Annotated in this window: 23 protein-coding genes; 10 read left to right on the forward strand and 13 right to left on the reverse strand. The window is 58.8% G+C overall.

The features are described from left to right. Nucleotides 1-53 precede the first annotated feature (53 nt). Genes fabI through E0D86_RS03945 form a run of 6 tightly spaced genes read right to left on the reverse strand, consistent with a single transcriptional unit; the run spans nt 54 to nt 8,268 of the window. Entirely contained in the window at nt 54-848 is a 795-nt protein-coding gene (gene fabI / locus E0D86_RS03920; protein ID WP_131648643.1) for an enoyl-ACP reductase FabI, read from the reverse strand. After that, nucleotides 829-2,475 (reverse strand): ABC transporter ATP-binding protein, encoded by a 1,647-nt coding sequence (locus E0D86_RS03925; RefSeq protein ID WP_131648644.1) that lies wholly within the window; start codon nt 2,473-2,475, stop codon nt 829-831. The genes fabI and E0D86_RS03925 overlap by 20 nt, the downstream gene beginning before the upstream one ends. 1 nt (nt 2,476) lies before the next feature. Beyond that, nucleotides 2,477-3,496 (reverse strand): ABC transporter permease, encoded by a 1,020-nt coding sequence (locus E0D86_RS03930; protein ID WP_131648645.1) that lies wholly within the window; start codon nt 3,494-3,496, stop codon nt 2,477-2,479. A gap of 1 nt (nt 3,497) precedes the next feature. After that, nucleotides 3,498-4,571, reverse strand: coding sequence for a microcin C ABC transporter permease YejB (locus tag E0D86_RS03935; protein ID WP_131648646.1), 1,074 nt, complete (start codon nt 4,569-4,571; stop codon nt 3,498-3,500). A 2-nt stretch (nt 4,572-4,573) separates the two neighbouring features. Next, the gene (locus E0D86_RS03940; protein WP_131648647.1) at nt 4,574-6,442 is read right to left on the reverse strand and encodes an extracellular solute-binding protein; all 1,869 of its coding nucleotides are present in this window, start codon (nt 6,440-6,442) and stop codon (nt 4,574-4,576) included. After that, the gene (locus E0D86_RS03945; protein WP_131648648.1) at nt 6,439-8,268 is read right to left on the reverse strand and encodes an extracellular solute-binding protein; all 1,830 of its coding nucleotides are present in this window, start codon (nt 8,266-8,268) and stop codon (nt 6,439-6,441) included. Before E0D86_RS03945 ends, E0D86_RS03940 begins: the two co-directional genes overlap by 4 nt. Before the next feature lie 406 nt (nt 8,269-8,674). Here E0D86_RS03945 and E0D86_RS03955 point away from each other — a divergent pair, with 406 nt between their 5' ends. Further along, nucleotides 8,675-10,120 carry an HDOD domain-containing protein gene (locus tag E0D86_RS03955; RefSeq protein WP_371924029.1) on the forward strand — a complete coding sequence of 482 codons (1,446 nt, stop codon included), beginning with the start codon at nt 8,675-8,677 and terminating at the stop codon, nt 10,118-10,120. Nucleotides 10,121-10,140: 20 nt separating this feature from the next. Here the strand turns inward: E0D86_RS03955 and E0D86_RS03960 are convergent, their stop codons facing one another. Continuing rightward, complete coding sequence (locus E0D86_RS03960) at nt 10,141-11,688, reverse strand: LysM peptidoglycan-binding domain-containing protein (protein ID WP_177493024.1); 1,548 nt, start codon at nt 11,686-11,688, stop codon at nt 10,141-10,143. Between the two features lie 99 nt (nt 11,689-11,787). Further along, on the reverse strand, nt 11,788-12,567 hold the full coding sequence (gene gloB, locus E0D86_RS03965; protein WP_131648649.1) for a hydroxyacylglutathione hydrolase: 780 nt from the start codon (nt 12,565-12,567) through the stop codon (nt 11,788-11,790). 111 nt (nt 12,568-12,678) lie between these two features. Here gloB and E0D86_RS03970 point away from each other — a divergent pair, with 111 nt between their 5' ends. The 7 genes from E0D86_RS03970 to nudC all read left to right on the forward strand — a co-directional run bounded on the left by E0D86_RS03970 (nt 12,679) and on the right by nudC (nt 20,595). Next, complete coding sequence (locus tag E0D86_RS03970; RefSeq protein ID WP_131648650.1) at nt 12,679-13,434, forward strand: class I SAM-dependent methyltransferase; 756 nt, start codon at nt 12,679-12,681, stop codon at nt 13,432-13,434. Between the two features lie 15 nt (nt 13,435-13,449). Then, nucleotides 13,450-13,902, forward strand: a complete 453-nt coding sequence (gene rnhA, locus E0D86_RS03975; protein WP_131648651.1) for a ribonuclease HI — start codon at nt 13,450-13,452, stop codon at nt 13,900-13,902. 11 nt (nt 13,903-13,913) lie between these two features. After that, entirely contained in the window at nt 13,914-14,675 is a 762-nt protein-coding gene (gene dnaQ, locus E0D86_RS03980; RefSeq protein ID WP_131648652.1) for a DNA polymerase III subunit epsilon, read from the forward strand. A 114-nt stretch (nt 14,676-14,789) separates the two neighbouring features. After that, complete coding sequence (locus tag E0D86_RS03985) at nt 14,790-17,042, forward strand: Orn/Lys/Arg decarboxylase N-terminal domain-containing protein (protein ID WP_131648653.1); 2,253 nt, start codon at nt 14,790-14,792, stop codon at nt 17,040-17,042. Between the two features lie 187 nt (nt 17,043-17,229). Beyond that, the gene (locus E0D86_RS03990) at nt 17,230-18,042 is read left to right on the forward strand and encodes a crotonase/enoyl-CoA hydratase family protein (protein WP_131648654.1); all 813 of its coding nucleotides are present in this window, start codon (nt 17,230-17,232) and stop codon (nt 18,040-18,042) included. A gap of 37 nt (nt 18,043-18,079) precedes the next feature. After that, on the forward strand, nt 18,080-19,762 hold the full coding sequence (locus tag E0D86_RS03995) for a ferrous iron transporter B (RefSeq protein ID WP_131648655.1): 1,683 nt from the start codon (nt 18,080-18,082) through the stop codon (nt 19,760-19,762). Continuing rightward, on the forward strand, nt 19,762-20,595 hold the full coding sequence (gene nudC, locus E0D86_RS04000) for an NAD(+) diphosphatase (RefSeq protein ID WP_131648656.1): 834 nt from the start codon (nt 19,762-19,764) through the stop codon (nt 20,593-20,595). The genes E0D86_RS03995 and nudC overlap by 1 nt, the downstream gene beginning before the upstream one ends. Here the strand turns inward: nudC and E0D86_RS04005 are convergent. Then, nucleotides 20,563-21,339: a TSUP family transporter gene (locus E0D86_RS04005; RefSeq protein ID WP_131648657.1), complete on the reverse strand. Its 777-nt coding sequence runs from the start codon at nt 21,337-21,339 to the stop codon at nt 20,563-20,565. The genes nudC and E0D86_RS04005 overlap by 33 nt on opposite strands. 219 nt (nt 21,340-21,558) lie before the next feature. On the opposite strand from E0D86_RS04005, the gene E0D86_RS04010 reads away from it, so the two are divergent. Next, nucleotides 21,559-22,206, forward strand: a complete 648-nt coding sequence (locus tag E0D86_RS04010; protein ID WP_131648658.1) for a hypothetical protein — start codon at nt 21,559-21,561, stop codon at nt 22,204-22,206. 58 nt (nt 22,207-22,264) lie between these two features. On the opposite strand, the gene E0D86_RS04015 is transcribed toward E0D86_RS04010, so the two are convergent. From E0D86_RS04015 to E0D86_RS04030, 4 genes are all read right to left on the reverse strand, one after another. Beyond that, nucleotides 22,265-23,032 (reverse strand): SDR family oxidoreductase, encoded by a 768-nt coding sequence (locus E0D86_RS04015; protein WP_131648659.1) that lies wholly within the window; start codon nt 23,030-23,032, stop codon nt 22,265-22,267. A 26-nt stretch (nt 23,033-23,058) separates the two neighbouring features. Continuing rightward, nucleotides 23,059-24,126 carry a phosphotransferase family protein gene (locus tag E0D86_RS04020; RefSeq protein ID WP_131648660.1) on the reverse strand — a complete coding sequence of 356 codons (1,068 nt, stop codon included), beginning with the start codon at nt 24,124-24,126 and terminating at the stop codon, nt 23,059-23,061. 237 nt (nt 24,127-24,363) lie between these two features. Continuing rightward, a complete protein-coding gene (locus E0D86_RS04025; protein WP_045427587.1) occupies nt 24,364-24,678 on the reverse strand; it encodes an SCP2 sterol-binding domain-containing protein in 315 nt (104 codons plus the stop codon). Nucleotides 24,679-24,740: 62 nt separating this feature from the next. Next, nucleotides 24,741-25,454 carry a histidine phosphatase family protein gene (locus E0D86_RS04030; RefSeq protein WP_131648661.1) on the reverse strand — a complete coding sequence of 238 codons (714 nt, stop codon included), beginning with the start codon at nt 25,452-25,454 and terminating at the stop codon, nt 24,741-24,743. 180 nt (nt 25,455-25,634) lie between these two features. Here E0D86_RS04030 and sohB point away from each other — a divergent pair, with 180 nt between their 5' ends. Continuing rightward, the gene (gene sohB, locus E0D86_RS04035) at nt 25,635-26,660 is read left to right on the forward strand and encodes a protease SohB (RefSeq protein WP_131648662.1); all 1,026 of its coding nucleotides are present in this window, start codon (nt 25,635-25,637) and stop codon (nt 26,658-26,660) included. The last annotated feature ends 1 nt before the right edge of the window (nt 26,661 follow it).

Below are 26,661 nucleotides of genomic sequence, written 5' to 3' on the forward strand. Positions count from 1 at the left end.
TTAGGCGCAAAAAAAAACCCGCACTTGGTGCGGGTTTTTTTATGGGCGCTGGGTCAGTCTTCGATCGCACCCATTGCCGTGGTATTGAAGCCACCGTCGACGTAGAGAATTTCACCACTGATACCGGAAGCGAGATCCGAGCAGAGGAACGCGCCGGCATTACCGACTTCTTCGATGGTGACGTTGCGACGCAGTGGTGTCTGCTTCTCGTTGGCTGCCAGCATCTTACGGAAGCTTTTGATGCCAGATGCCGCCAATGTGCGGATCGGGCCTGCGGATACGGCGTTGACGCGGGTGCCCTCTGGGCCGAGGCTACCGGCTAGGTAACGAACGCCTGCTTCAAGACTGGCCTTGGCCATGCCCATGACGTTGTAGTTAGGCATGGTGCGCTCGGCGCCCAGGTAGGAGAGGGTGAGGATGGCGCCGTTACGGCCCTTCATCATCGGGCGACCGGCCTTGGCCAGGGCGACCAGGCTATAGGCGCTGATGTCGTGAGCGATCTTGAAGCCATCGCGAGTGGTGACATCGGTGAAGTCGCCGTCGAGCTGATCGCCTGGTGCAAACCCGACCGAGTGAACGATGCCGTCCAGGCCGTCCCACTTCTTGCCTAGCTCTTCAAAGACCTGGACGATTTCATCGTCATTGGCGACGTCGCAGGGGAAGCACAGCTCCGGACCTGAGCCCCAGCCGGCGGCGAACTCTTCGACGCGCCCCTTGAGCTTTTCGTTCTGATAGGTAAAAGCCAGCTCAGCGCCTTCGCGATGCATGGCGGCGGCGATACCCGAGGCGATCGACAATTTGCTGGCGACGCCAACGATCAGTACGCGCTTACCGGTAAGAAAACCCATGTGCTTGTCCCTCTTCTGGTTGTTCAGGCGCTGGCACCATGAAGGCGGATTCCAGCAACTGCTGTGTATATGGATGTTGGGGGGTGGCGAAGATAGCCTCGGCCACTCCCTGTTCAACGACCTTGCCTTGCTTGACGACCATCATCTGGTGGCTCAGCGCCCGTACCACCGCCAGATCGTGGCTGATGAACAGGTAAGTCAGGTTGTACTTGGCCTGTAGCGAGCGTAGTAGCTCCACGACTTGCCGCTGTACGGTTCTATCCAGCGCTGAGGTTGGCTCATCGAGCAGGATCAGCTCCGGCTTGAGCACAAGGGCCCTGGCTATCGCGATACGCTGCCGCTGCCCCCCCGAGAATTCGTGGGGGTAGCGGTGGCGGCTCTCCGGGTCGAGCCCAACCTCGACCAGCGCATCGATAATCGCCTGCGCCTGTTCCTCAGCACTCCCCATTCCATGAATGCCAAGCCCTTCGCCAACAATCTGGCCGACCGACATTCGGGGACTGAGGCTACCGAATGGATCTTGAAATACGACCTGCATTTGACGCCGCAACGGACGTACCGAACGTTGCGACATCTTCTCCAGTGCTTGACCCTGAAACCGGATTTCGCCATTGCTGGCTAGCAGCCGCAGGATTGCAAGCCCCAACGTAGATTTCCCCGAGCCGCTTTCCCCGACGATCCCCAGCGTCTGGCCCTTCGGCAAGCTGAAGGTGACGCCATCAACCGCTTTGATGTGATCGACGGTGTGCCTGAATAACCCCTTCTTGATAGGGAACCAGACGCGCAGATCATTCACTTCCAGCAGCGTCGGCGATGGTGCTTCAACTGTTACCGGACCGCCGCTCGGCTCCGCCGCAAGCAGCTCCCGGGTATAGGGGTGCTGTGGCGAACGAAACAATTCTTCGCAAGGCGCTTGTTCGACGACGCGACCGCTCTGCATGACACATACACGATGAGCGATTCGGCGAACGAGGTTGAGATCATGGCTGATCAGCAACAGCGCCATACCCAGGCGTGCCTGCAGATCCTTGAGCAGTTCCAGGATTTTCAACTGGACCGTTACATCCAACGCTGTGGTCGGTTCGTCGGCGATGAGCAGTTCGGGTTCGTTCGCCAGCGCCATGGCGATCACTACACGTTGACGCTGACCGCCTGACAGTTCGTGCGGATAGGCACGAATACGCTTAGCAGGTTCTGGAATGCCGACCATTTCGAGAAGCTCGAGGGTGCGTGCCGTGGCGGCTTTGCCGTTGAGGCCCTTGTGAATCTGCAGCACTTCATTGATCTGTTTGCCAACGGTATGCAGCGGATTCAGCGATGTCATCGGCTCCTGGAACACCATGGCGATGCGGTCGCCACGTATGCCACGCATGCGTTTTTCGGTTGCCTTGAGCAGGTCTTCACCGGCGTAGCGGATTTCACCGGCTGGATGTTGGGCGAGCGGGTAGGGCAGCAGGCGCAGGATCGAATGAGCCGTGACGGACTTGCCGGAACCGCTTTCTCCCACCAGTGCCAGGGTCTCGCCCTTGCGGATATCGAAGCTAACACCTTCGACGACCCGCTGAACCCGGTCCCCGGTGACGAACTCGACGGCCAGATCGCGGACCTCTATCAGATTCTCAGCCATGCTATTTCCTTGGATCGAAGGCATCGCGAGCGGCCTCCCCGATGAATACCAGCAAAGTCAGCATGACGGCCAACACCATGAATGCACTGATGCCAAGCCACGGCGCCTGCAGATTCGCCTTGCCTTGCGCCACCAGTTCGCCCAGCGATGGGGCACCAGGCGGCAGGCCGAAGCCAAGGAAGTCCAAAGCGGTTAGCGTGCCGATTGCTCCGGTCAGGATGAACGGCATGAAGGTCATGGTCGACACCATCGCATTCGGCAGGATGTGACGGAACATGATGGCGCCGTTGCGCATGCCCAATGCCCGTGCAGCGCGGACGTATTCGAGGTTGCGTCCACGCAAGAACTCGGCGCGCACGACATCGACCAGGCTCATCCAGGAAAACAGCAGCATGATGCCGAGCAACCACCAGAAATTCGGCTGCACGAAGCTCGCAAGGATGATGAGCAGATAGAGCACCGGCAATCCGGACCAAATTTCCAGGACCCGCTGTCCGACGAGATCCACCCAGCCGCCGTAGAAGCCCTGCAACGCACCGGCGACGACGCCTATCACCGAACTGATCAGCGTCAGGGTCAGCGCGAACAATACCGAGATGCGGAAACCGTAGATGATCCGGGCCAACACGTCGCGGCCCTGATCATCAGTACCCAGCCAGTTACTCAATGACGGCGGGGCGGGCGCAGGCACCTGAAGGTCGTAATTGATGCTGGAGTGATGGAATGGAATCGGTGGCCAGATCATCCAGCCGTCCTTCTTTTCGATCAGCTCCTGAATGTACGGCCCCTTGTAATCGGCCTGCAGCGGGAATTCGCCGCCGAACACCGTCTCCGGATAGCGTTCGAATACGGGGAAATACCAGCCGCCGTCGAAGCGCACCACGATCGGCTTGTCGTTGGCAATCAGCTCGGCCCCGAGACTCAGCACGAACAGGGTGAGAAATATCCACAGCGACCACCAGCCGCGTTTGTGGGCTTTGAACAGGGCGAAGCGGCGCTGATTCAGCGGCGACAGCTGCATCTCAGGCCTCCCTGCTTTCGAAGTCGATCCGCGGATCGACCAGTGTGTAGGTCAGATCACCGATCAGCTTGACCACCAAGCCGAGTAGAGTGAACAGGAAGAGGGTGCCGAACACGACGGGGTAGTCGCGGTTGATGGCGGCTTCAAAGCTGAGCAGGCCAAGGCCGTCGAGTGAGAAGATCACTTCGATCAACAGCGAACCGGTGAAGAACATACCGATGAAGGCTGCTGGAAAACCCGCGATGATGATCAGCATTGCGTTGCGAAAGACATGGCCGTAGAGAACGCGATTCTTGCTCAGGCCCTTGGCCCGTGCCGTGATCACGTACTGCTTGTTGATTTCGTCGAGAAAGCTATTTTTCGTCAGCAGGGTCAGGGTCGCGAAGTTGCCGATGACCAGAGCCGTGACCGGAAGCGCCAAGTGCCAGAAGTAGTCGAGAATCTTGCCGCCCAGCGTCAGCTCATCGAAATTGCCCGAAGACAGCCCTCGCAACGGAAACCAGTTCCAGTAGCTGCCACCGGCAAACAGCACGATCAGCAGGATGGCGAACAGAAATGCCGGTATCGCATAGCCGATGATAATCGCCGAACTGGTCCAGACATCGAAAGGGCTGCCATGACGAGTCGCCTTGGCGATACCCAGCGGTATCGACGCCAGATACATGATCAGCGTGCTCCATAGCCCCAGCGAGATCGACACCGGCATCTTTTCGATGATCAGATCGGTCACCTTGGCGTCACGGAAGAAGCTTTCGCCGAAATCCAGGCGCAGATAGTTGCTGAGCATGATCCAGAAACGTTCCGGTGCCGGTTTGTCGAAGCCGTACAGACGTTCGATCTCGGCGATCAGGTCCGGGTCTAGCCCTTGCGCGCCCCGATAGCTGTTGCTGCCGGTAGCCACTTCAGAGCCACCACCTGCAATGCGGCTCGTCGCGCCTTCGAACCCTTCGAGTTTGGCGATCGCCTGCTCGACCGGCCCCCCGGGCGCGGCCTGGATAATGATGAAGTTGATCAGCAGGATGCCGAACAGGGTAGGAACGATCAGCAGCAGACGCCGGAAAATGTACGCCAGCATGCCTATCGCTCCGCTGCTCGGGTGGAGTGGCTGGCGTCTGATTCTGTGATTGGCTCTTGCGGATCGGGGCTGTCGACGTTGGGCTTGTGCCACCAGGTCATCAGGCCAATATCGTAACGAGGTGTCGTTTCGGGGTGAGCCAGATGATTCCAGTACGCCACACGCCAGGTCTTGATGTGCCAGTTCGGAATCACGTAGTGCCCCCAAAGCAGTACGCGATCCAATGCGCGGGTGCGGGTGATCAGCTCTTCACGCGAGTCGGCGGCGATCAGCTTTTCCACCAGCGTATCGATGGCTGGGTCCTTCAGCCCAATGAAGTTGCGGCTGCCGGGATTGTCCGCACTCGCTGAATGCCAGTACTCGCGCTGTTCGTTGCCCGGAGAGCTGGATTGGCCGAAACCGCTAACGATCATGTCGTAGTCGCGCGAGCGCAACCGGTTGATGTATTGAGATACGTCGACCCGGCGGATCTCCAGCTCGATCCCCAGGCCGGCAAGGTTGCGCTTGTACGGGAGGAGCACCCGTTCGAAGTCGGCCTGTACCAGCAGAAACTCCAGTTTTACCGGCTTGCCCTCGGCATCCACCATGCGATCGTTTTCAATCTTCCAGCCTGCGTCGGTGAGTAGCTCGTAAGCGCGGCGCTGCTGCTCTCGGATCATGCCGTCGGCGTTGGTCTGCGGCAGTTCGAAGGGTTTTTCGAACACCTCTTCGGGTATTTGGCCACGCAGGGGTTCGAGAATGCTCAACTCGTTCTCGCTCGGCATGCCCGAGGAGGCGAGTTCCGAATTGTCGAAGTAGCTGGTCGTGCGGGTATAGGCGCCGTTGAACAGCTGGCGATTGGTCCATTCGAAATCGAACAGCAGCGCCAGGGCTTCTCGAACCCTGATGTCTTGAAGGTGTTGTCGGCGAGTATTGAAGATGAAGCCCTGCATGCCTTGCGGATTGTGATTGGCGATCTCGTCCTTAATGATCCGCCCGTCTCGGACCGCGTCGGTATCGTAGGCGGTCGCCCAGCTCTTCGCGCTGGTTTCCAGCCAGTAATCGAAATGTCCGGCCTTGAAGGCCTGTAGCGCTACCGTGTTGTCGCGGTAGTAATCGTGGTGCACATGGTCGAAGTTGTAAAAGCCGCGGTTGACTGCCAAGTCCTTGCCCCAATAGTCCTCGACACGGGCGTAGCGCACCGAGCGTCCAGCTTCCGCGCGTTCGATTCGATAGGGGCCACTGCCTAGCGGCGGCTCCATGCTGCCGGAGGTGAAGTCCCGTTCGGCCCACCAGTGCTTCGGCAGGACCGGTAATTGTCCGAGAATCAGCGGCAGTTCGCGGTTGCCGCCATGCTTGAAGTCGAAACGCACGCGGCGTGGGCTTTCGGCCACGGCTTTCTCTACGTCGGCGTAGTAGCCACGGTAGTGCGGCGCGCCCTGGCTTATCAGCGTCTCGAAGGTAAATACGACATCTTCCGCCTCAACCGGCTCGCCGTCGTGAAAGCGCGCTTCGGGCCGTAGATGGAAGCGAACCCACTCATTGTTCGGGCCCTTTTCGATCTTTTCTGCCAGCAGGCCGTAAACCGTGAAAGGTTCATCCAGGCTGCTGGTCGTCAGGGTGTCGTAGATCAGGCCGATGTCGTCCGCAGCGACGCCTTTATTGATGAAAGGGTTGAGCGAATCGAAACCGCCGAAGCCTGCCTGTCGCAGCGTGCCGCCCTTGGGCGCATTGGGGTTGACGTAATCGAAGTGAGAGAAGTCAGCGGGATACTTGGCCGGCTCGTCGTACAGCGTCAATGCATGCCGGGGCGCCGCTTGGGCAACGCCCAGAAGGCATAACACGGCAAGGATTCCCGTATGCAGGATCGGTAATCGTATGTTTCTTGTCATTGAGCCTTCTCCAGATCCTTCAGCCACCAGGCACGCAACCCGAGAGTGTACGGCGGCGTGGTGACATGGGCGAACCGATTGCGGTACGCCAGGCGGTGGTAACTGATGTACCAGTTGGGGATGGTGTAGTGATTCCAGAGCAAAACGCGGTCGATGGCGCGCGCGGCGGCGATCTGCTCTTCTCTGGTTTTGGCCGCCAGCAATTTGCCGATCAGCTCATCGATCAATGGGTTGGCGATGCCGGCGTAATTGCGGCCACCTTTGACGTTCACCTGGCTGGAGTGGAAATACAGCCACTGTTCGAGGCCAGGGCTGAGGCTCTGACCCAGCGTTGTCAGAATCATGTCGTAGTCGTACTGATCCAGGCGCTGCTTATACTGCGCACTATCAACGGTACGCAAGCGAGCCTGTATGCCAATGCGAGCCATATTTTCCACGTAGGGCTGAAGAATGCGCTCTAGTCGCGGATTAACGAGCAGAATCTCGAACCGGAAAGCGCGGCCTGCGTGGTCGCGAAGACCATCAGCCGTCAGTTTCCAGCCAGCTTGATTGAGTAGGTTGAGCGCTTCGCGCAAGGTGTCGCGTGGAATACCGCGCCCGTCCGTTTTCGGCAGTTCGAAGGGCTCGGTGAATAGTTCGGCGGGCAACTGGTCGCGGAAAGGCGACAACAGCAACCATTCACCTCCTTTCGGTGTGCCGGTCGCCGCGAAGTCGCTGTTCGGATAGTAGCTTTCGCTGCGCTGATAAGCGCCATAGAACAGCGCGCGGTTGGTCCATTCAAAATCGAACATCATGCCCAAGGCCTGACGAACCCTGATGTCGGCAAAGGTCTGCCTGCGCCCGTTCATGAACAGCGCCTGCGTCTGGGTGGGGATCTGATGCGGGATTTCAGCGCGGATCACGTCACCGCGCAGAACAGCGGGAAACTGGTAACCGTTGGCCCAGTTCTTCGCCTGATGCTCGATGTAGAAGTCGAATTCGCCGACCTTGAAAGCTTCGAATGCCACCGAGCTGTCTCGATAGAATTCGACGTCGACACGGTTGAAATTGTATTTGCCGCGGTTGGCTGGAAGCTCCGCGCCCCACCAGTCCTTCACCCGCTCGAAGGTTACCCGGCGTCCCGGTTGCACCGCGCTGATGCGGTAAGGGCCGCTACCCAGTGGTGGCTCGAACGTCGTGGCGCGGAAATCGCGATCTTTCCAATAATGTTGCGGCAGTACCGGTAGTTCGCCGAGGCGCATGATCAGCAGCGGATTGCCGGGCTTGTCGAATACGAAGCGAATCCGGTGGCGGTTGAGTATGTCGACGCGCTCGATGCCTTGCAGGTCGGTGCGAAAGCGCGGATGACCATCCTTGATCAGCAAACGATAGGAAAAGGCTACGTCATAAGCCGTGATCGGTCGGCCATCATGAAAGCGAGCCGAATCGCGCAGATTGAATACCACCCAGCTATGGTTGTCGCTGTACTCGATGGTTTCGGCGATAAGCCCGTAGGCCGAAGCAGACTCATCGCCGGAAGGATCATAAACGCCCGTTCCCACCATCAACGGTTCGTTCAGCTCACTGATGCCATATTGGAAGAACCCTGGCGTCGCGGTCGGGCTGGTCCCTTTGAAAGTGTAGGGGTTGAGCGTGTCGAACGTGCCTGAAGCCATCAATCGTACACGGCCCCCCTTCGGGGCATCGGGATTCACCCAGTCGAAGTGGGTGAAGTCTTTCGCATACTTGAGGGTGCCGAACTGGGCATAACCGTGGCTCTCGCTGATGGTCGCGAACGACGGAAAGCTAAATCCCAGGCAGCTCAATAACAATAGGATGGGTCGCATCAAACGGTGAATCCGATCCATGGCGCTTTCGGTCTTTTCGGCCGGCTACAGTAACAGCTTGTATCCGCTGGAAAAAGGCCGGCCATCTGGGCACACTGCCCGCTATTAGCTGCCGTGGCGTTAGGGTCTGTTGACGTTTCGTTCGCGGCCGCGCCGAAGCCTGTTTTGGCGCGAGGCAAGGCACGAGGAGTGAAGTTTGGTCGTTCCAAATAAGCGACGAGAAACGCCGCCTCGCGCCAAAACAGGCCCGGCCCGAAGGGTTGCGCGTCAAATGGCGCCATGCGGCGTTGCGGGACTTGGCAAGGGAGAACCATTACCTGCGTCCCGCGCCTGGCCTGGCGCCATTTGGCGCAGCAACGCGGCTCGCGGCGAAACGTCAACAGACCCTCGGTGAGGTCGCAAAATCTTGAGTGAAACTAGCTACGGTTTGCAGGCGTGGATAGACCGCTTGAACCAGTCCGAGTTACCGGCACTGGCGACGGTCGTGCAGGAGCTGCAGCGCCTCACGGGGCAGCAGCATGCCTCCGTGCAACAACTTGCCGACGTTCTGCTGCGCGACGCCGCGCTGACGGCCAAGGTGCTTCGGGTTGGTAATAGCAGCTATTACAACCCGTCACAGGAGACCATCAAGACCATTTCTCGCGCGATCGTCATGATCGGCTTCGATAACGTCCGTTCGATCAGTCTCTCAGTCAGTCTCATCGATGGGCTGATGGATCGCGCGCCGCGCCAGCAGCTGCAGGAACTGTTGGCACGGTCGTTTCACGCTGCGGTGCAGGCGCGCAATATTGCCGGTTACGTACTGGCGAAACATGAGGAAGAAGTGTTCATCGCGGCGTTGCTGCATGAGGTCGGCGAGCTTGCCTTCTGGGGTTGCGGTGGTGTGCAGGCCGATGAGCTCGCAGAGGCTCTGGCGGCCCGCGACACTGATCATGAGCAGGCGGTTGAAGACGTGCTCGGCACCAGTTTCCGCCAGTTGAATCTCGGCATGATCAAAAGCTGGAATATCGGAGAGCTCGCCAGCCTGGCTCATGGTTCAGCTAATCTGCGGGATCCAGCTGTGCATTCGATCAGCCTGGGGGTGCGCATCAGCGCGGCTGCGCTGGACGGGTGGGGCAGTCCCGGAATGGAGGAGTTGGTCAGTGAGCTGGCCGAGTTTTGCGGCATATCCGAAGCGGATGCGATGCAGCAAATCTTTGCGAGCGCCGATGAAGCGGTCAAGATCGCGACGACCTTCGGCGCCAGTCGATTAAGCAAGCTGATCCCATCAACCGACCCCGAACAAGTGCGGCTGCAGCAGGCGCAGCGTAGAACGAGCCACTTGCAACCAAATCTGCTGTTGATGCAGCAGACCATGCAGGATCTCGGAATGATGGCGTCCGGCAAGGGCGACGTCGCGTTGATCCTCGATGCGTTACTCAAAGGTTTGCATGAGGGCGCCGGGTTGGAGCGTGTGATGCTGACTGTTCTTGCGGATCGACAAACGACGTTTCGTGCAAAATGCGTCGTTGGGGAACAGACGCAGCCTTGGCTCGAAACCTTCGTCCTGCCTATCGAGCTGTCGAGCCAGACGCACATATTCAGTTACGTGCTTCGTCAACGTCAGCCGCTATGGATGGGCGTGCCGGCAAGCTACAAGCTCGATGAATTGGTCACATTGCCGCTTCGGCAGCAGTTGGGCAAGGGCATGTTCTTCATTGCACCGATCATGGCGGGTACGCGTGAAATCGGTGTGCTCTACGCGGATAGCCGGATTTCCGGCCGAGCGTTGAAACATGAGCAGTTCGTGGCTTTTCAACGATTCGCCCAACTGGCCGGACGCTGCCTCGAGGCGCTGAGCAGACGCGGCTGAAAAGGCGCGCCTGCCATGCCTTATTGAGATAGGTATAAGGTAAGGGTCTGCCCCGGTTTGAGCATCGCGCTATCCCTGGGATTCCAAATCTTCAGATTATTGATCTGAACGTTGAACCGCTTGGCGATTTCGTAGAGCGAATCACCTTTTTTGACTTTGTAATAAGTCGGTGCGGGTTTGGCGCGCTGATTGCTGCCGGCTGCCTGCAGAAATAGCGCCTGGCCCACCTTGATATTGCTTCCCGATAAGTTGTTCCAGCGCTGCAGGTCACCTACCGAGACGTTCTGCGTCTTGGCGATATCCCAGAGATTGTCGCCCTTGCGGACTCGGTAGCTGCGCGGAGCTGGCTGGCTTCTCGCAACGGCATGCAGCAGTTCTCGAGACTGCCCTGTAGCAATCGATTGAGGAATGCTCAGCACTTGCCCGATTTGCAAGCGGTCACTTCGAAGACGGTTAATGTCCCGAATGATATTGACCGAGAGGCGATGCCTGTTGGCGATCGCTCCGAGCGTGTCGCCGGGGCGCACCTTGTACTGCTGCCAGTCGACCAAATCCTGTGGCTTCATCAATGCCAGGTTGGCCGAGAACATCTCGACCTTGTCACTCGGGACCAGGAGGTGCTGCGGCCCATCAAGTGTGATGCGGCGGGTAAATGCTGGATTCAACTGGTAGATCTCGTCTTCCTCCATGTCCGCCATTTCGGCGACTCTCGCGAGATCCATGCGTTGCTTGAGTGCAACGACTTCGAAGTAGGGTTCGTTGGCGATCGGGTTCAGATTGAGGCCGTATGCCTCGGGGCTTTGCACCATCTGCGAAAGCGCCAGCAGTTTAGGCACGTAATCGCGCGTTTCTTGGGGCAGAGGTAGATTCCAGTAGTCGGTCGGCAAGCCGAGTTTCTGGTTGCGCTCGATCGCTCGGCTGACGGTTCCTTCGCCTGCGTTGTAGGCAGCCAGGGCCAGCAGCCAGTCGTCGTTGAACAGGCCATGCAGATAGGTCAGGTAGCGCAACGCTGCGGCGGTGGAGGCGGTAATGTCGCGCCTGCCGTCATACCAGCTGGTTTGCTGCAGGTTGAAGTGCCGGCCAGTTGCGGGAATGAACTGCCATAGACCCATCGCCTTGGCGGGAGAGTAAGCGAACGGGTTATAGGCGCTCTCGATTATCGGCAACAGTGCCAACTCGAGTGGCATGTCGCGCTCTTCCAGCTGCTCGACGATGTAGTGGATGTAGGGGCTGCCTCGCTCGCTGGCGATCTCGATGGAGTTCGTCCGGCTGGAGAACAGGAGGCGCTGCTGCTCGATACGCGGATTGCTGCCCAGATAATCTTGGAGCTTAAACCCATGTCTGATGCGATCCCAAACGTCGGAATGCGTCGGTACGGCAGGCGCCTGGGTGAGCCACAGCGTTTCTTGTACCTGTGGCACCGCTCGCGTCTGGATATCGCTGCCGGTCGGCGCACGCGGCGCGGTGCTCTGGCAGCCTGTAATGGCGAGACAGATTGCTAGCGCCAGGGCCCGGCCGGAGGCTGCCAAGGCGTCCGGATGAGGGCTGTTCGAAGAGTCAGACGGCATTGGCTGAAGGGTTCCCTTGGCGCAAATTCGGGGGAGTGTAGGAATGCCGTTCCGGTGGGTCAACCCGACGAACCTGTTTTTGGGGAGTGGTCGACTCCGTCAGAAGCTATCTTTCCAAGCGCGCAGGGCTGCGAAAACGGCTTCTGCTGTGGCAAGTTCGCGCCCAGCGTGCTGGCTTGCCGCAGCGGCCACGGCTGGCTCGGCGCTACGCAGGAAGGGATTTGTGGCTTGCTCGGTGCGTAGATCGGAGGGGAGGGTGATGCGTTCCGCCTCACGCATCTGGGCGACTCGTTCGAGGCGCTCGGCAATCGCCGGATTGCCCGGCTCGACCGCTTGGGCAAAGCGCAAATTGCTCAAGGTGTATTCGTGCGTGCAATAAACGCGTGTTTGCGCCGGCAGCGCTGCCAACCGTCCTAGTGAGTTGAACATCTGGGCTGCCGTCCCCTCGAAAAGGCGGCCGCAGCCTGCGGCGAAGAGGGTGTCGCCACTCAGCAGCCAAGGATCCTGAGCGTTGTCATGATAGTAGGCGATATGGCCGCTGGTATGGCCGGGTACCTCGATGACGTCTAGGTCGTGATCGAGGATGCGGATGCGTTGCCCATCGACTAGAGCCTCGTCCCGGGCAGGAATATTCTCTGCGGCCGGGCCGTAGATCCTGGCTCCATGTCGGGTCTTGAGTTGCTGCACCCCGCCCACATGATCGTGGTGGTGATGGGTTATCAATATATCGGTCAGACGCCAGTCGGGATGCGCGTCCAGCCACGTCTGAACGGGGGCGGCATCGCCTGGGTCCACCGCTACGCAGCGACGTTGCTCAGGATCCAGGAGCAGCCATATGTAGTTGTCGATGAACGCGGGCAGTGCTTCGATTTTCAACATGAGACCGGTCGCCAAGTCATTAGCAAAGGCGCATCCTAGCAGTCGAACTGGAAAGTTGAACCGACCGGTAGCATTTATCGGTGCGGCCGAACCGATGAACGGAGGCTAACCATGAGTGAGTCTTGTACCAAGTCGGATGACCGCTGGCTGTCGCTGATGAACGATGCCAGCGCCTGGTTCGACAGCCCGTCGGGTCGTCAGTTGCTGACGCAGGAGCAGCAGGCGATCGATCAACAGCTATCGCGTTGTTTTGGCAGTTATCTGGTGCACTACGCGCCTTTTGCAAGCGCTCCGATCGAGTCGCAAAAAATCAAGCGCAGTGTCCGGCTGGGGCCGCCGCTTCCCGGAGTCGAGATCGTTTGTGAAGAGCAATCTTGGCCGATCGGTGAACATGCCGCTGATGTCGTCGTGGTTCAGCATGGCCTCGATTTCAGTCTGTCACCGCATGCCTTGCTGCGCGAGGCCGCACGTAGCGTTCGGCCGGGCGGCCATCTGGTGATCGTCGGGGTCAATCCGTGGAGTGCCTGGGGGGCGGCGCGCCTGCTGTCACGCAAGACCTTTCGCCACGCTCGCTGCATCCGCCCCACACGCGTCGGCGATTGGCTGAACCTGCTCGGATTTGCACTGGAGAAACGCAGGTTCGGATGCTATTGTCCGCCGCTTTCTTCGAGCGCCTGGCAGACGCGATTATCCGCGCTGGAAGTCGTCGGCCAACGGCTGCAAATGCCTACTGGCGGTTTCTACCTGCTGGTGGCGCGAAAGCTGATGGTGGGGCTGCGTCCTCTGCGGCAGAGCCGTCGGGAGCGCATGGGTCAGCTGTTACCAATGCCGGTGGCGAAAGTCAGCCGCCGCGATGCCGAACTGTAAGGTCGAACATCCTTCATGAATGAAGACGTAGTCGAGATATACACCGATGGCGCCTGCAAGGGTAATCCGGGGCCGGGTGGCTGGGGCGCGCTGCTTATCTATAAAGGTGTAGAGCGTGAGCTTTGGGGTGGCGAAGCGGAAACCACCAACAACCGTATGGAGTTGATGGCGGCGATTCGCGCATTGGAAGAGCTGAAAAGGTCATGCCCTGTGCGGTTGGTGACCGACTCCCAATATGTCATGCAGGGTATCAACGATTGGATGCCCAACTGGAAGAAGCGCGGCTGGAAGACAGCTACCAAGCAGCCGGTAAAAAATGCTGATCTATGGAGACTGCTAGATGAGCAGGTCAATCGTCACCAGGTGAGCTGGCAGTGGGTGCGCGGGCATACCGGCCACCCGGGTAACGAGCGCGCCGATCTTCTGGCCAATCGCGGCGTAGTACAGGCCAAACGACAAACCGCTTGAGTGATTGAAATATGCGTAGCGTAGTGCTGGATACCGAAACTACTGGCATGCCGGTGACCGACGGCCACCGGATCATCGAGATCGGCTGTGTCGAAGTCATCGGTCGCCGCCTTACCGGTCGGCATTATCACGTGTATCTGCAGCCGGATCGTGAAGTGGACGAGGGCGCAATCGCGGTCCACGGCATCACCAATGAATTCCTGACCGATAAACCACGGTTCAAGGATGTCGCCGATGAGTTCTTCGAATTCATCAAGGGCGCCCAGCTGATCATTCACAACGCAGCGTTCGACGTCGGCTTTATCAACAACGAGTTCGCTCTGGTCGGGCAGCAGGATCGCTCCGAGCTGAGCGATCACTGCAGCATTCTCGACACCCTGCTAATGGCCCGTGAGCGTCATCCAGGGCAGCGCAACAGCCTCGACGCGCTGTGCAAGCGTTACGGGGTAGACAACTCCGGTCGTGATCTGCACGGCGCATTGCTCGATGCGGAAATTCTCGCCGACGTCTTCCTGACGATGACGGGCGGGCAGACCAATCTGTCCCTGGCCGGGGACGGCGCCGATTCTGAAAACGGCGGCCGCCAACAGGCGACGCCGATTCGGCGTCTGCCTGCCGATAGAGCTGGAACCTTGGTTATTCGCGCCAGCGCCGAAGAAGTCGCTGCACATGCGGCGCGCATGCAGGCGATTGAAAAAGCGTCGGGAGCAGCACCGCTCTGGGTTCAGCTGGAACAACCCGCCGACATCGAGGCGGAAGCCCTGCCTGCTTGAATCTTAGCGCTGAGGTAGCGCTTTGCCGCGTCAGCCTGGCGCAATCGCATTTCACGCTTGGTGCTTGGAGGGCGGACCTTCTACGCTGAAGGGGAACGCTCTCAGGAAGCACTCATGTACAAAGATCTGAAATTTCCCATCCTTATCGTTCATCGCGACATCAAGGCTGATACCGTCGCCGGCGAGCGGGTTCGCGAAATCGCGACTGAGCTCGAGCGCGACGGCTTTCATATTCTTCCTACCGCAAGCGCTGCTGAAGGCCGTATCGTCGCTTCGACGCATCATGGCCTGGCCTGCATTCTGGTTGCTGCCGAAGGCGCAGGTGAGAACCAGCGACTGCTGCAGGACGTCGTAGGGTTGATCCGTGTCGCCAGGCGTCGTGCTCCACAGCTTCCTATATTTGCGCTGGGCGAGCAGATCACCATCGAGAACGCTCCGGCCGAAGCGATGGCCGATCTGAATGAGCTGCGTGGGCTGCTTTATCTCTTCGAGGATACGGTGCCTTTTCTGGCGCGGCAGGTGGCACGAGCTACACGCGCCTATCTAGAGGGCCTGCTGCCCCCGTTTTTCCGCGCGCTGGTTCAGCATACGGGCGACTCGAATTATTCGTGGCACACACCGGGCCATGGCGGCGGGGTTGCTTTTCGCAAGAGTCCGGTCGGCCAGGCGTTTCACCAGTTCTTCGGCGAAAACACGCTGCGCTCCGATCTGTCGGTGTCGGTGCCCGAGCTCGGTTCGCTGCTCGATCACACCGGTCCGCTGGCGGCGGCCGAGGCGCGTGCGGCGCGCAATTTTGGCGCCGATCATACATTTTTCGTGATCAACGGCACGTCGACCGCCAACAAGATCGTCTGGCACTCGATGGTAGCGCGCGACGATCTGGTATTGGTGGACCGTAACTGCCATAAGTCGATACTGCACTCGATCATCATGACCGGCGCGATTCCGCTCTATCTGGTGCCGTCACGCAACGAGCTCGGCATCATCGGTCCCATCCCGCTCGAAGAGTTTTCTCCGGCCTCGATTCAAGCCAAGATCGATGCCAACCCGCTGACCCGCGGGCGTGCGCCGAGGGTGAAGCTGGCAGTCGTAACCAACTCCACCTACGACGGCCTTTGCTACAACGCCAACCTGATCAAGCGAACCCTCGGCAACAGTGTCGATGTGCTGCATTTCGACGAGGCCTGGTACGCCTATGCCGCGTTTCACGAGTTTTATGACGGCCGCTATGGAATGGACACGCGCGAGCAGGGCCCCCTGGTGTTCACCACCCACTCGACGCACAAGGTATTGGCGGCGTTCAGCCAGGCTTCGATGATCCATGTGCTCGATAGCGAGCAGCGGCAGCTGGATCGTGATCGTTTCAATGAAGCCTTCATGATGCATATCTCGACATCGCCGCAGTACGGCATTCTCGCATCGCTCGATGTGGCTTCGGCCATGATGGAAGGCCCCGCCGGCCGCTCGCTGATTCAGGAAACTTTCGACGAGGCGCTGAGCTTTCGGCGCGCGCTGGCCAATCTTCGACAGCATCTGCCTGAGGGCGACTGGTGGTTCAGTATCTGGCAGCCCACGGCAGCGGACGGAGCCGACGAGCTGGTCACGGCGGACTGGTTGCTGGAGCCTGAAGCGGACTGGCATGGTTTCGGCGACGTCGCGAATGACTACGTGCTGCTCGATCCGATCAAGGTCACGTTAGTCACACCCGGGCTTACCGCCGGTGGCAAGCTGGGCGAGAGCGGCATTCCTGCAGCAGTCGTCAGCAAATTTCTCTGGGAGCGCGGCCTAGTGGTGGAAAAGACCGGTCTCTACTCGATCCTGGTCCTCTTTTCCATGGGGATCACCAAGGGCAAGTGGAGCACCTTGCTGACCGAGTTGTTGGAGTTCAAGCGTCACTACGACAACAACGTACCACTGTGCGATGCACTGCCCTCCGTAGTGCAGGCCGGCGGCAGCCAGTATGTCGGCATGGGGCTGCGAGACCTCTGCGAATCGTTGCATGACTGCTATCGGGAGAATGCGACCGCCAGAGCCATGCGGCGGATGTATACGGCGCTACCGGCGTTGGCGATGAAACCCGCCGATGCCTATGACAAGCTTGTTCGTGGCGAGGTGGAGGCGGTGCCCATCGAAGCGCTGGTGGGCCGTATCGCCGCTGTGATGCTGGTGCCTTATCCGCCTGGGATTCCGCTGATCATGCCAGGCGAGCGGTTCACTGCCGAGACGCGCTCCATACTCGACTACCTCCAATTCGCACAACGTTTCGCCGCGCGCTTTCCGGGCTTCGATGCCGATGTCCACGGGCTGCAGCTTGAGGATCACCCGGACGGCATGCGCTATACGGTCGATTGCATCCTGGAAGGGTGATTGGTCGCCTTGGCGATATCGCCGAATGTCAAAGCCGATGATGCGCAAGGCCGTGGGCTGGGTCACAACCTACCGCATCGACTTTCACTCGGCTGTTGTTATAGTTGTTCGGTTGAGAGCAGTCCCTGGGGAGGGACTGTCCCACTGTTTCAGGCACTGAGGTGCCTCGGCTGTCGAGGATGATAGCGTGACTGAATACCAAGCCTTCCGTGTGGAGTTGAAGGACAAAGTTGCTCATGTAGCGATCAACCGGCCGGACAAGCTCAACGCCATGAACGCTGCGTTCTGGAGCGAAATCGTCGAGATCTTCCAATGGGTTGACGATACGGATGAGGTTCGGGTGGTGGTTTTGTCCGGTGAGGGCAAACATTTTTCGGCCGGTATCGATCTACAGCTGCTGGCACAGGCCGCCATGCAGATGGGCACGGATATCGGGCGCAACGCAGAAAGCCTGCGCCGCCAGATACTCAAGCTTCAGGCCTCGTTCATTGCAGTGGATAACTGCCGAAAGCCGGTTATCGCAGCCATTCAGGGTTATTGCATCGGCGGTGCAATAGATCTCATTGCCGCATGCGATATGCGTTACAGCACGCTCGATGCGCGATTTTCCATCAAGGAAATCGACATGGGCATGGCAGCGGATGTCGGCACGCTGCAGCGTCTGCCACGAATCATTGGCGATGGAATGATGCGCGAACTCGCCTACACCGGGCGAAGCGTGGATGGACAGGAAGCGCAGGCCATTGGTTTGGTCAATCGGGCGTATGCCGACCAACCTGCCCTCATGGCTGCCGTATTCGCACTCGCGGCTGAGATCGCCGCGAAGTCGCCGGTCGCCATTCGCGGCACCAAACAAATGATCCGTTATATGCGTGATCACCGTGTCGACGATGGCCTCGAGTACATCGCTACCTGGAATGCGGCAATGCTTCAGTCGGCCGATCTCAAAGTAGCCATGGCCGCTCATATGAGTAAACAGAAACCGGATTTCGCCGACTGATGAACCATCTAAACGTTGCGCGGGAGGCGCGCTAGGCATGGTTACCGGAGCTACTTCACTCAGCCTGGTTCGCGATGAGTTGTTCGCTACCATGGAGGAGGCCGAGCAGAGCCTCGAGCATTTCATCATCGACCGTAATAACGGCAGCCTGCTGCAACAGGCTGTCGAAAATCTCAAACAGGTTCGCGGGACCCTTAAGCTCATCGAGTTGACGGGAGCCGAGCTGCTCGCACAGGAAATGCTTCAGCTGGCGACCGATATTCCGGTTGGGGCAGGCGGGGAGCGGGATACGCAGTTGGCGGCGCTGAGCAACGCGCTGTACGTGCTGGAGCGCTACCTGGAAAGCGTCGACGCGACTCGTCAGGAAATGCCTGAACTGTTACTCCCGGCGATCAATGCGTTGCGCCTTGCCAGCGAGCAGTCACCGTTGCCCGAAAGCTTTTTCTTCAGCGCTCGGCTAGACCATGCCCGGCCTGCGGTGGTTGCAGCGGTGCGGGAGCCTGCTGTGCGAGCGACCGAAGCTCGGCGTTTGCGCCAGATGTATCAAGTCGGTCTGCTTGGCTTCATTCGCGAAGACAACGCTGCGGCGAGCCTCAAGCTTATGGCACGGGCACTTTGCCGCTTGGATCTGCTGTTCGCCAGCACGCCTGCAGGGCGACTGTGTTGGCTGGGTAGTGCAGCTGTGGAGGCCCAGCTGGATGGTCAGCTGCTCCCGCGTCAATCGCGCAAACAGTTGTTCTCCAGGCTCGACCGTGAGCTTCGACAGCTCAGCAGCAATGCTACCTACGAGCCGCCGCGTGTTCTGCTCAAAGAGCTGCTGTATCTGGTTGCACTGGCAGAAAGTAACGGACCCATGGCTACCCAGGTCCGGGAAATCTTTTCTCTTGGCCCGCTCCCCTTTACCGATCACCTTCTCGAGGATGAGTCCCAGCGTCTTGCCGGCCCCGGCCAGGCGGTGATGCGCTCGTTGTCATCGGCGATTCGCGAGGAACTGGCAAGCCTCAAGGATCTGCTCGACCTCATCGAAAGACAGACGGCTCCGGCAGAATCCTATGCCACTCTGCATAGCCTGCTGGGCAAGCTGGCGAAGACCCTGGGAATGGTCGGTCTGTCGTCGGCATCAAGCACCTTGCATGCACAGCTCGCGGCAGTATCGAGCTGGAGCGCCGGGGAGGCACCTGATTCGCCGGCTTTGCTCAAATTGGCCGATGCGGTGCTATATGTAGAAAGTATGGTTGCAAGCCTGGAGCGCGGCGAGCGTCGCGATACGCGCCCGCAAATTGCACAGCCAGGTCATGAAGCCGAAGCGTTCGCCAATCACCAGCTCACCGAAGCTTGCATCGTTGTCATCGGAGAAGCGACCGCAGGCCTGGCATTGGCCAAGCGCGCCATTACTGCCTATCTGGAATCCAACGGAGAGAAGCTGCATCTGGCTAACGTCCCCTTCAGTCTGATGGCGGTTCGTGGCGGGCTGCACTTCTTGGAGCAGAATCGCGCCGCCGAGCTGATCGGTGCATGCGCTGACTTCATTCAGAAACAGATGCTCGAAGGTGTGCAAATGCCCTCAGAGCAAACCCTCGAGACCCTGGCTGATGCGCTGACCAGCCTAGAGTACTACCTCGACGGCGGAGCGATATTGCGGCGCGACGATTCACGTGCCAGCGTGCTGGACCTCGCGACCGAGAGCGTCAGGGCGTTGGGTCTTCCGGTGGCGGCCTGATGAGCTTGCGCTGGCAGCCGGCATTGCTTGACCCTGCGGGCGAAGGCGGGTGGGCGGTCGTACATTGCCAGCATGGCTTTCTTTTCGACGCCAATGGCGTGCTGTTTCCGAGAGGCTGGCTCAAGCGCCTCGAATTACCGCTGCTCAGCGAGCAGGGCTTGGGCTATTTCGACGGCGACCAGGTGTTTTTGCTGGAATTGGCGCATCCGGTCGAGGTGCCCGGTGCGGCCTGGCAGAGCCTGCGGCAACTCATGATGCAGGATGACGATACCGACAGGTTCCGCATGCTGGGCTTCGCGGCACAGATCGGCACTTGGGCCAATCATCATCGCTTCTGCGGCAGTTGCGGCAACCCGATGCGTCAGCATCCGACCGAGCGGGCGATGCAATGTGAGACCTGCGGTATTCATCATTACCCGCGCATTTCCCCGAGCATGATCGTTCTTGTCACCCGCGGCGACGAACTGCTGCTGGCCCGCTCACCTCGGTTCGCACCGGGTGTCTACAGTACGCTGGCTGGCTTCGTTGAACCGGGCGAATCGGTCGAGCAATGTGTTCGACGCGAAGTGCATGAAGAGGTGGGAGTTTCGATCCACGAGCCTCGGTACATTTGCAGCCAGGGCTGGCCGTTCCCGCACTCGCTCATGCTGGGGTTCCATGCAGACTACGCATCGGGTGAAATCGTGATGCAGCCTGAAGAGATCGAAGATGCCGGATGGTTTTCCATCCACGATTTGCCCGCGCTTCCGCCCCCCAAATCCATCGCACGTTACCTGATCGAGCTGTATCTGGCGCAACGGCTAGGCCGTCCCGAACCAATGCTGCCAGGCTAACCGCAGGCTCAGCACCAGTACGACCGAAATGAAGATCGGCCGGATGAACCTTGATCCGCCCTGGATCGCCGTGCGTGCGCCAAGGTAGGCGCCCCCCATCAAGGCGATACCCATTCCGATCCCCAGCGCCCAAGCGACCTGGCCGCTGATGATGAACACGGCGAGCGCGACCCCGTTACTGACGAAGTTCATGCTGCGTGCCACGCCACTAGCCTTGAGCAGGTCGAGCGGGTAAAGAAGCATATTGCTGACGGTCCAGAATGCCCCAGTACCGGGGCCGGCTATGCCATCGTAGAAGCCCAGTGTCAGACCCTGTGGCCACTGGCGGCGCTTGCCTATCGGCGCAGCGTCGGCTCGCGGCGTGGTCGGAACACGACCAAAAAGCAGATACAGTCCGCAGCCGAAAACCACCAAGGGCAGCAGTTGATTAAGCCAGTCAGCCGGGATCAGATGTGCAAGTCCAGCACCCAGCGCTGCTCCGATGGCGGTGGCCACGAGCGCGAATCGCCATTGCGTCGGATCGAACAGCTTGCGGCGATAAAAGGTGTAGCTCGCCATGGCCGAGCCGAATGTCGCGGACAGCTTGTTGGTGCCAAGAACCAGATGTGGCGGCAGGCCGGCGGTTAGCAATGCGGGTAGCGTCAATAGCCCACCCCCACCGGCAATCGCATCGATGAAACCCGCTAGAAAGGCTACGGCCATGAGGGCGGCTAGCACCAGCGGGTCCGCAGCGAATTCAAGCATCGGTATGGGCTCTCGTGAGCGAATAGGAGATCACAGGCGATGCATGATGCCGTTTGCATCGTGATATGCCAATGGCATGCCGTTCAACACGGCTTCCTTGCTGTTCACCAAGAGAAAGGCAGCAGAATGTCGACTCGTTGCCACTGTTCCGATCTGTCGCTGGATGCACGATATGGGGCTGCGGATAATGCCCCGTCAGGTTTGTAGGGAAGGCGGGTCATGCAGTATCTGGGGCTGGCAGTGGTTGTCGCGCTAGTCGCGTTCATCATTGCACTGATAGCGGTACGCATGCTGTTTGGCGGAAATTGGTTGCTTGGCTGGTTGCGCGGCACCTTCGGCATGCTGGTCCTCGCGCTTGCTGGGCTGATCGGCCTGATTGCCTGGGACGTCAAAACCTATCAGCCTCTCGCCCAGGGCAAGCCGCTGGCTGCGCTGTCATTTCAGGCCGATGGTCAACAGCGCTATCAAGTCAGGGTCGAGGAAAATGAGCATGTCCGCTTTGTCACGCTGGAAGGCGATCTCTGGCAACTCGATTTGCGGGCGCTTCACTGGAAGGGGTTGGCGGCATTGATTGGTTTGAAGCCCGGCTACCGCCTTGAGAAGCTTTCGGGGCGTTACCTGGCCGTCGAGCAACAGAATCAGGCTAATCATCCGTACGTCGAACTCGGACACAGCTGGGGCGGGGTGGATTTCTGGAGCTGGTTGCACCGTTGTCGCTGTGCACCCCTTATGCTTGATGCGCAGCTCCGGCGTCTCAGCTATCTGCCGATCGCCGATGGGGCTGCCTACACGCTGGAAATGGCTCCCACCGGCTTGCGCGCGACGCCAGCGAATGTTGCTGCCGAGCAGGCAATGAAGAACTGGTGAAAAGGGTTTGAAAATGAAAAGGGAACCCGAAGGTTCCCTTTTTTCGTTTCCAGATCGATCAGGCGAGATAACCGCCGTCCACATTGAGCGACAGGCCGGTGGTGTAGCTCGATGCATCGCTGGCCAGATACAGGACGGCGCCGGCCATTTCGCTGGGGTCGGCGACGCGGTGCAGCGGGATATGACGCAGCGCTTCTTCGCGGATCGAGTCGTTCTTGACCAGTGCCGAAGCGAACTTGGTGTCAGTCAGACCCGGTAGCAACGCGTTGCAGCGAATGCCCTGCGGGGCGCATTCCTTGGCGAACGCCTTGGTCATGTTGATGACCGCAGCCTTGGTGACCGAATAGATCCCCTGGAAATTGCCTGGTGTCACACCGTTGATGGACGCAACGTTAATGATGCTGCCGCCGCCATGCTCGCGCATCAATTTGCCGGCCTCGACGGACATGAAGAAGTAACCACGAATGTTCACGTCAACGGTCTTCTGGAATGCCGAGACGTCAGTGTCGAGAATGTGGCAGAACTGAGGATTGGTCGCTGCGTTGTTGACCAGAATGTCCAGTCGGCCGAATTGTTCCCGAATCTGAGCGAAGACGGCCTGGATCTGCTCCAGCTCACCAATGTGGCAGGCCACCGGCGTCGCCTTGCCACCCGCGGCAACGATTGCATCCGCGACAGCCTGACAACCTTCGATCTTGCGGCTGGAAACAATGACGTGGGCACCTTGCTGAGCCAGGAGCTTGGCAATCGCCTCGCCAATACCTCGGCTGGCACCCGAGACGAACGCGATCTTGCCGTCCAGATCGAACAGAGTTGTTTTGCTCATGGAAACATTCCTCATGGTGAGCTGTGCTACAGCTTCGATTTGTTAATGACCTGCAGGCTCACATGCTCGAGCAGGGCGTTCATCTGAACGAACCTCGAGAACCGCTTGTCTTGCGTCTGGCCGTGGAAATAGCGGTAGTAGATCTGTTGCACGATAGCGGCGAGGCGGAACAGGCCGTAGGTGTAGTAGTAGTCGAAGTTGTCGATGCGAATGCCAGCACGCTCGGCGTAGTAATCGACGAATTGCTGGCGCGTCAGCATGCCCGGCGCGTTGCTGGGTTGCTTACGGATCAGCTGCATGGGAGGTGGGTCCGTCGCTTCGATCCAATAAGCGAGCGTGTTACCCAGATCCATCAGTGGATCACCAAGGGTCGTCATTTCCCAGTCCAAGACGCCGATGATCTCCATTGGGTTATCTGGGCTGAGAATCACATTATCGAATCGGTAGTCGTTGTGAACGATTGCCGGCTTGTGGTGATCCGCAGGCATCTTGTCACGCAGCCAGGCCTTTACCGGCTCCCAGGCGGGTGCGTCAGGCGTTATCGCCCGCTCGTAGCGATCAATCCAGCCGTTGATCTGACGTTGCACGTAACCTTCGGGTTTGCCCAGGTCGCCCAGGCCGCAGGTGTTGTAATCGACGTTGTGGAGCTCGACGAACTTGTCGACGAAGCTTTTACACAGCGCGGTTGTTTGGTCTGGGGTGAAGCCCAGCTCGGCGGGAATATCCTCTCGCAAGATGATGCCCTTGACGCGCTCCATGACATAGAACTCGGCACCTATAAGCGTCTCGTCAGTACAGTACGCATAGGCTTTGGGGCAGTAGGGAAAACCAGCGTTCAGTTGGTTGAGAATTCGGTATTCACGGCCCATGTCGTGCGCTGACTTGGCCTTGTGACCAAACGGAGGGCGACGTAGCACGAACTCCTGCCTCGGATATTCCAGCAGATAAGTCAGGTTGGACGCGCCCCCTGGAAACTGCGTGATATTCGGCGTGCCTTCCAGACCAGAAATCTGACCTTTCAGGTATTGGTCGATGACTTCGGTAGGCAGCTCTTCACCGTCTCGTATGCGGCTGGTCTGATCTGTTAATGCCATGCTTGTCCCTTTTTATAATCGATGCCGATGAGCAGGTCATTGGCAGGCGCGCATTCGATACCCTCTGACCATCCGGCGTTCGTAATCTAATGTGCGGTACAGGCATCACCAAGCAAAGTGCGTCGTTATTGGCCGGGGTGTTGCCGCGTAATCAAACTGCCTAATGCATGAACGTCAGTAAAAAGCGCATAAAAAAGCCGAAGTCATACGACTTCGGCTTTTTTACGCAACGGCTGATCAGGCCGGGAACAGTTCGCTCAGCTTCAGAGCAAGCATCATGTCGCCCTCGGCGCGCAGCTTGCCGGCCATGAATGCCTGCATGCCGTCGGTTTCGCCGCTGATGACGCCCTGCATGGTTTCGCTATCCATGATTAGCGTAACGTTGGCGTCGGCAGACTCACCTTTGTGGAAGTCGCAAGTGCCGTCTTTGACGACGAGGTAGTAGTTCTCTGCATCGGTGATATTGAACTGGAAAACCAGATCCAGGCCGGCCGCAGCGCTGGGGTTGAACTTGGCCTTCATGCCCTGAATGGTTTCGTCGACGTTGCTCATCGGATATGTCCCTTTGTTGTCGTGGAGTAAACATGCAGCCTCGGGCTGCAGGCGGCTGGAGCTTATCGGTAGGTGACGAGCTCCGGATTTTTCATCAGATCCAGATGTACATGACTATTGAACGTCGCCAGCGCGACATCACGATCACGAAATCTGAGTCGACTGAGCGAGGTGTTGACGATCTGCCAGTTCAATTCGAACGCCTTGATAGGCGGCACACCGATGACCAATTGAAGCAGTGCCGTAATGGTGCCGCCAGATGTGAAGACGGCGATATGGTCTTTTTTGTCTGCCTGGTCGAGTAGGCGGTTCAGGCCGTCCTGAACGCGGTCGATGAAACACTGCCAGCTCTCCAAGTCGTCCTTTTCATGTTCGCCAGACACCCAGCGCTGAATGACGTACTGAAACAGGCGTTGAAATTCGGTCCGGTGATCGGCTGCGTTGGTAAGGATTTGCATAGCGTTGGGTTCGAAGGCCAGCAGATCGGCCATATGGGCACGAATCACTTCGTCGGCATGAAATTCGTTGAAGGCCGAATCTATTTCCAGCAGCGGCAACGGCCTATCTTGGCAAGAACTCAAGCGCTGAAGCGTCGCCTTCGCCGTGTCCTGCTGGCGCTCCAACTCTCCGCTCAAGCAGCGGTCGAAGCGAATATCCAGTTGGTTGAAATAATTGCCCAACGCAGCTGATTGCTGAAAGCCGAGCGGGGAGAGCACATCGTAGTTGTCCGCGCCAAACGACGCCTGACCATGCCTGATCAGGTAGATACTACCCATGCTCCGCTCCAGATCCCCTGTTTTCGCGAGGGTAGGGGGATCGTTCTGGAGTGTCAACGATAAATCATACGTTTGTTTGAATTGAGCTCTGCTGGCTCAGATACACGAGTACTCGGTATGCTTGGCCGGTTTGTGCCACGCTGCGTCTCTGCTGGCGACCGTTAAATCCTAGGAGGATCTGTGGACTTTCTTGCTGACTATGCAAGCTTTCTGGCGAAGACCGTAACCTTGGTGGTCGCTGTGCTGGTGGTGCTTATCGCGCTTGCCTCGTTGCGGCGTGGGCGGTCCCGGCATTCGGGCGGCCACCTCGAAGTCCACAAATTGAATGACTTTTATAAATCGATGCGTGAGCGCCTTGAGCAATCGTTGGTCGACAAGGATCAGCTCAAGCTGCAGCGCAAGCGTGAGGCCAAAGCCGCCAAGCTGGCAAAGAAAAACCCGGAGAGCCGTCCGCGGGTGTTCGTGCTCGATTTCGATGGAGATATCAAGGCGTCGGCGGTCGACAACCTTCGTCATGAAATTACCGCACTGCTGACCCTCGCTACGCCACAGGATGAGGTCGTTCTACGTCTGGAAAGCGGCGGCGGCATGGTTCACGGTTATGGGCTCGCTGCCTCGCAGCTGGTTCGCATCCGTGATGCGGGCGTTCCGCTGACGGTGTGCGTCGACAAGGTCGCTGCAAGCGGCGGATACATGATGGCGTGCATCGGCCAGAAAATTCTCAGCGCACCTTTTGCAATCCTTGGCTCCATCGGTGTTGTCGCACAGTTGCCCAACGTGCATCGGCTACTGAAGAAGCACGATGTCGATGTCGAGGTGCTGACCGCCGGCGAATACAAGCGGACTCTGACGATTTTTGGCGAAAACACCGAGAAAGGGCGGGAGAAGTTTCAGGACGATTTGGAAACGACACACGAACTGTTCAAAAATTTTGTCGCGCGATATCGCCAGCAAGTATCGATCGATGATGTCGCCACCGGCGAGGTCTGGCTCGGTATCGCGGCCCTCGGCAAGCGGTTGGTTGACGAGTTGAAGACCAGCGATGAATACCTGGCTGCCCGGGCTCGCGAAGCGGACTTGTTCCAACTGCATTACGCGGAGAAGAAGAGCCTTCCCGAGCGATTCGGCATGGCCGCCAGCGCTACCCTTGAGCACGGCCTGCTAAAGGGCTGGACACAACTCAATGAACAACGATTCTGGCAATGAG

It is taken from the genome of Pseudomonas sp. IC_126, assembly GCF_004331835.1.
Lineage (GTDB): Bacteria > Pseudomonadota > Gammaproteobacteria > Pseudomonadales > Pseudomonadaceae > Stutzerimonas.

Excerpts from the sequence above, each read along its gene's own strand:
- E0D86_RS03940 (WP_131648647.1), bottom strand. The coding sequence starts at position 6,442 with ATGACAAGAAACATACGATTACCGATCCTGCATACGGGAATCCTTGCC.
- nudC (WP_131648656.1), top strand. The coding sequence starts at position 19,762 with ATGAGCTTGCGCTGGCAGCCGGCATTGCTTGACCCTGCGGGCGAAGGC.
- fabI (WP_131648643.1), bottom strand. The coding sequence starts at position 848 with ATGGGTTTTCTTACCGGTAAGCGCGTACTGATCGTTGGCGTCGCCAGC.
- E0D86_RS04020 (WP_131648660.1), bottom strand. The coding sequence starts at position 24,126 with ATGGCATTAACAGATCAGACCAGCCGCATACGAGACGGTGAAGAGCTG.
- E0D86_RS04015 (WP_131648659.1), bottom strand. The coding sequence starts at position 23,032 with ATGAGCAAAACAACTCTGTTCGATCTGGACGGCAAGATCGCGTTCGTC.
- gloB (WP_131648649.1), bottom strand. The coding sequence starts at position 12,567 with ATGTTGAAAATCGAAGCACTGCCCGCGTTCATCGACAACTACATATGG.
- E0D86_RS03995 (WP_131648655.1), top strand. The coding sequence starts at position 18,080 with ATGGTTACCGGAGCTACTTCACTCAGCCTGGTTCGCGATGAGTTGTTC.
- E0D86_RS03925 (WP_131648644.1), bottom strand. The coding sequence starts at position 2,475 with ATGGCTGAGAATCTGATAGAGGTCCGCGATCTGGCCGTCGAGTTCGTC.
- rnhA (WP_131648651.1), top strand. The coding sequence starts at position 13,450 with ATGAATGAAGACGTAGTCGAGATATACACCGATGGCGCCTGCAAGGGT.
- E0D86_RS04010 (WP_131648658.1), top strand. The coding sequence starts at position 21,559 with ATGCAGTATCTGGGGCTGGCAGTGGTTGTCGCGCTAGTCGCGTTCATC.
- E0D86_RS03945 (WP_131648648.1), bottom strand. The coding sequence starts at position 8,268 with ATGCGACCCATCCTATTGTTATTGAGCTGCCTGGGATTTAGCTTTCCG.
- E0D86_RS04025 (WP_045427587.1), bottom strand. The coding sequence starts at position 24,678 with ATGAGCAACGTCGACGAAACCATTCAGGGCATGAAGGCCAAGTTCAAC.
- E0D86_RS03970 (WP_131648650.1), top strand. The coding sequence starts at position 12,679 with ATGAGTGAGTCTTGTACCAAGTCGGATGACCGCTGGCTGTCGCTGATG.
- E0D86_RS03935 (WP_131648646.1), bottom strand. The coding sequence starts at position 4,571 with ATGCTGGCGTACATTTTCCGGCGTCTGCTGCTGATCGTTCCTACCCTG.
- E0D86_RS03930 (WP_131648645.1), bottom strand. The coding sequence starts at position 3,496 with ATGCAGCTGTCGCCGCTGAATCAGCGCCGCTTCGCCCTGTTCAAAGCC.
- E0D86_RS04005 (WP_131648657.1), bottom strand. The coding sequence starts at position 21,339 with ATGCTTGAATTCGCTGCGGACCCGCTGGTGCTAGCCGCCCTCATGGCC.
- E0D86_RS03985 (WP_131648653.1), top strand. The coding sequence starts at position 14,790 with ATGTACAAAGATCTGAAATTTCCCATCCTTATCGTTCATCGCGACATC.
- dnaQ (WP_131648652.1), top strand. The coding sequence starts at position 13,914 with ATGCGTAGCGTAGTGCTGGATACCGAAACTACTGGCATGCCGGTGACC.
- E0D86_RS03960 (WP_177493024.1), bottom strand. The coding sequence starts at position 11,688 with ATGCCGTCTGACTCTTCGAACAGCCCTCATCCGGACGCCTTGGCAGCC.
- E0D86_RS04030 (WP_131648661.1), bottom strand. The coding sequence starts at position 25,454 with ATGGGTAGTATCTACCTGATCAGGCATGGTCAGGCGTCGTTTGGCGCG.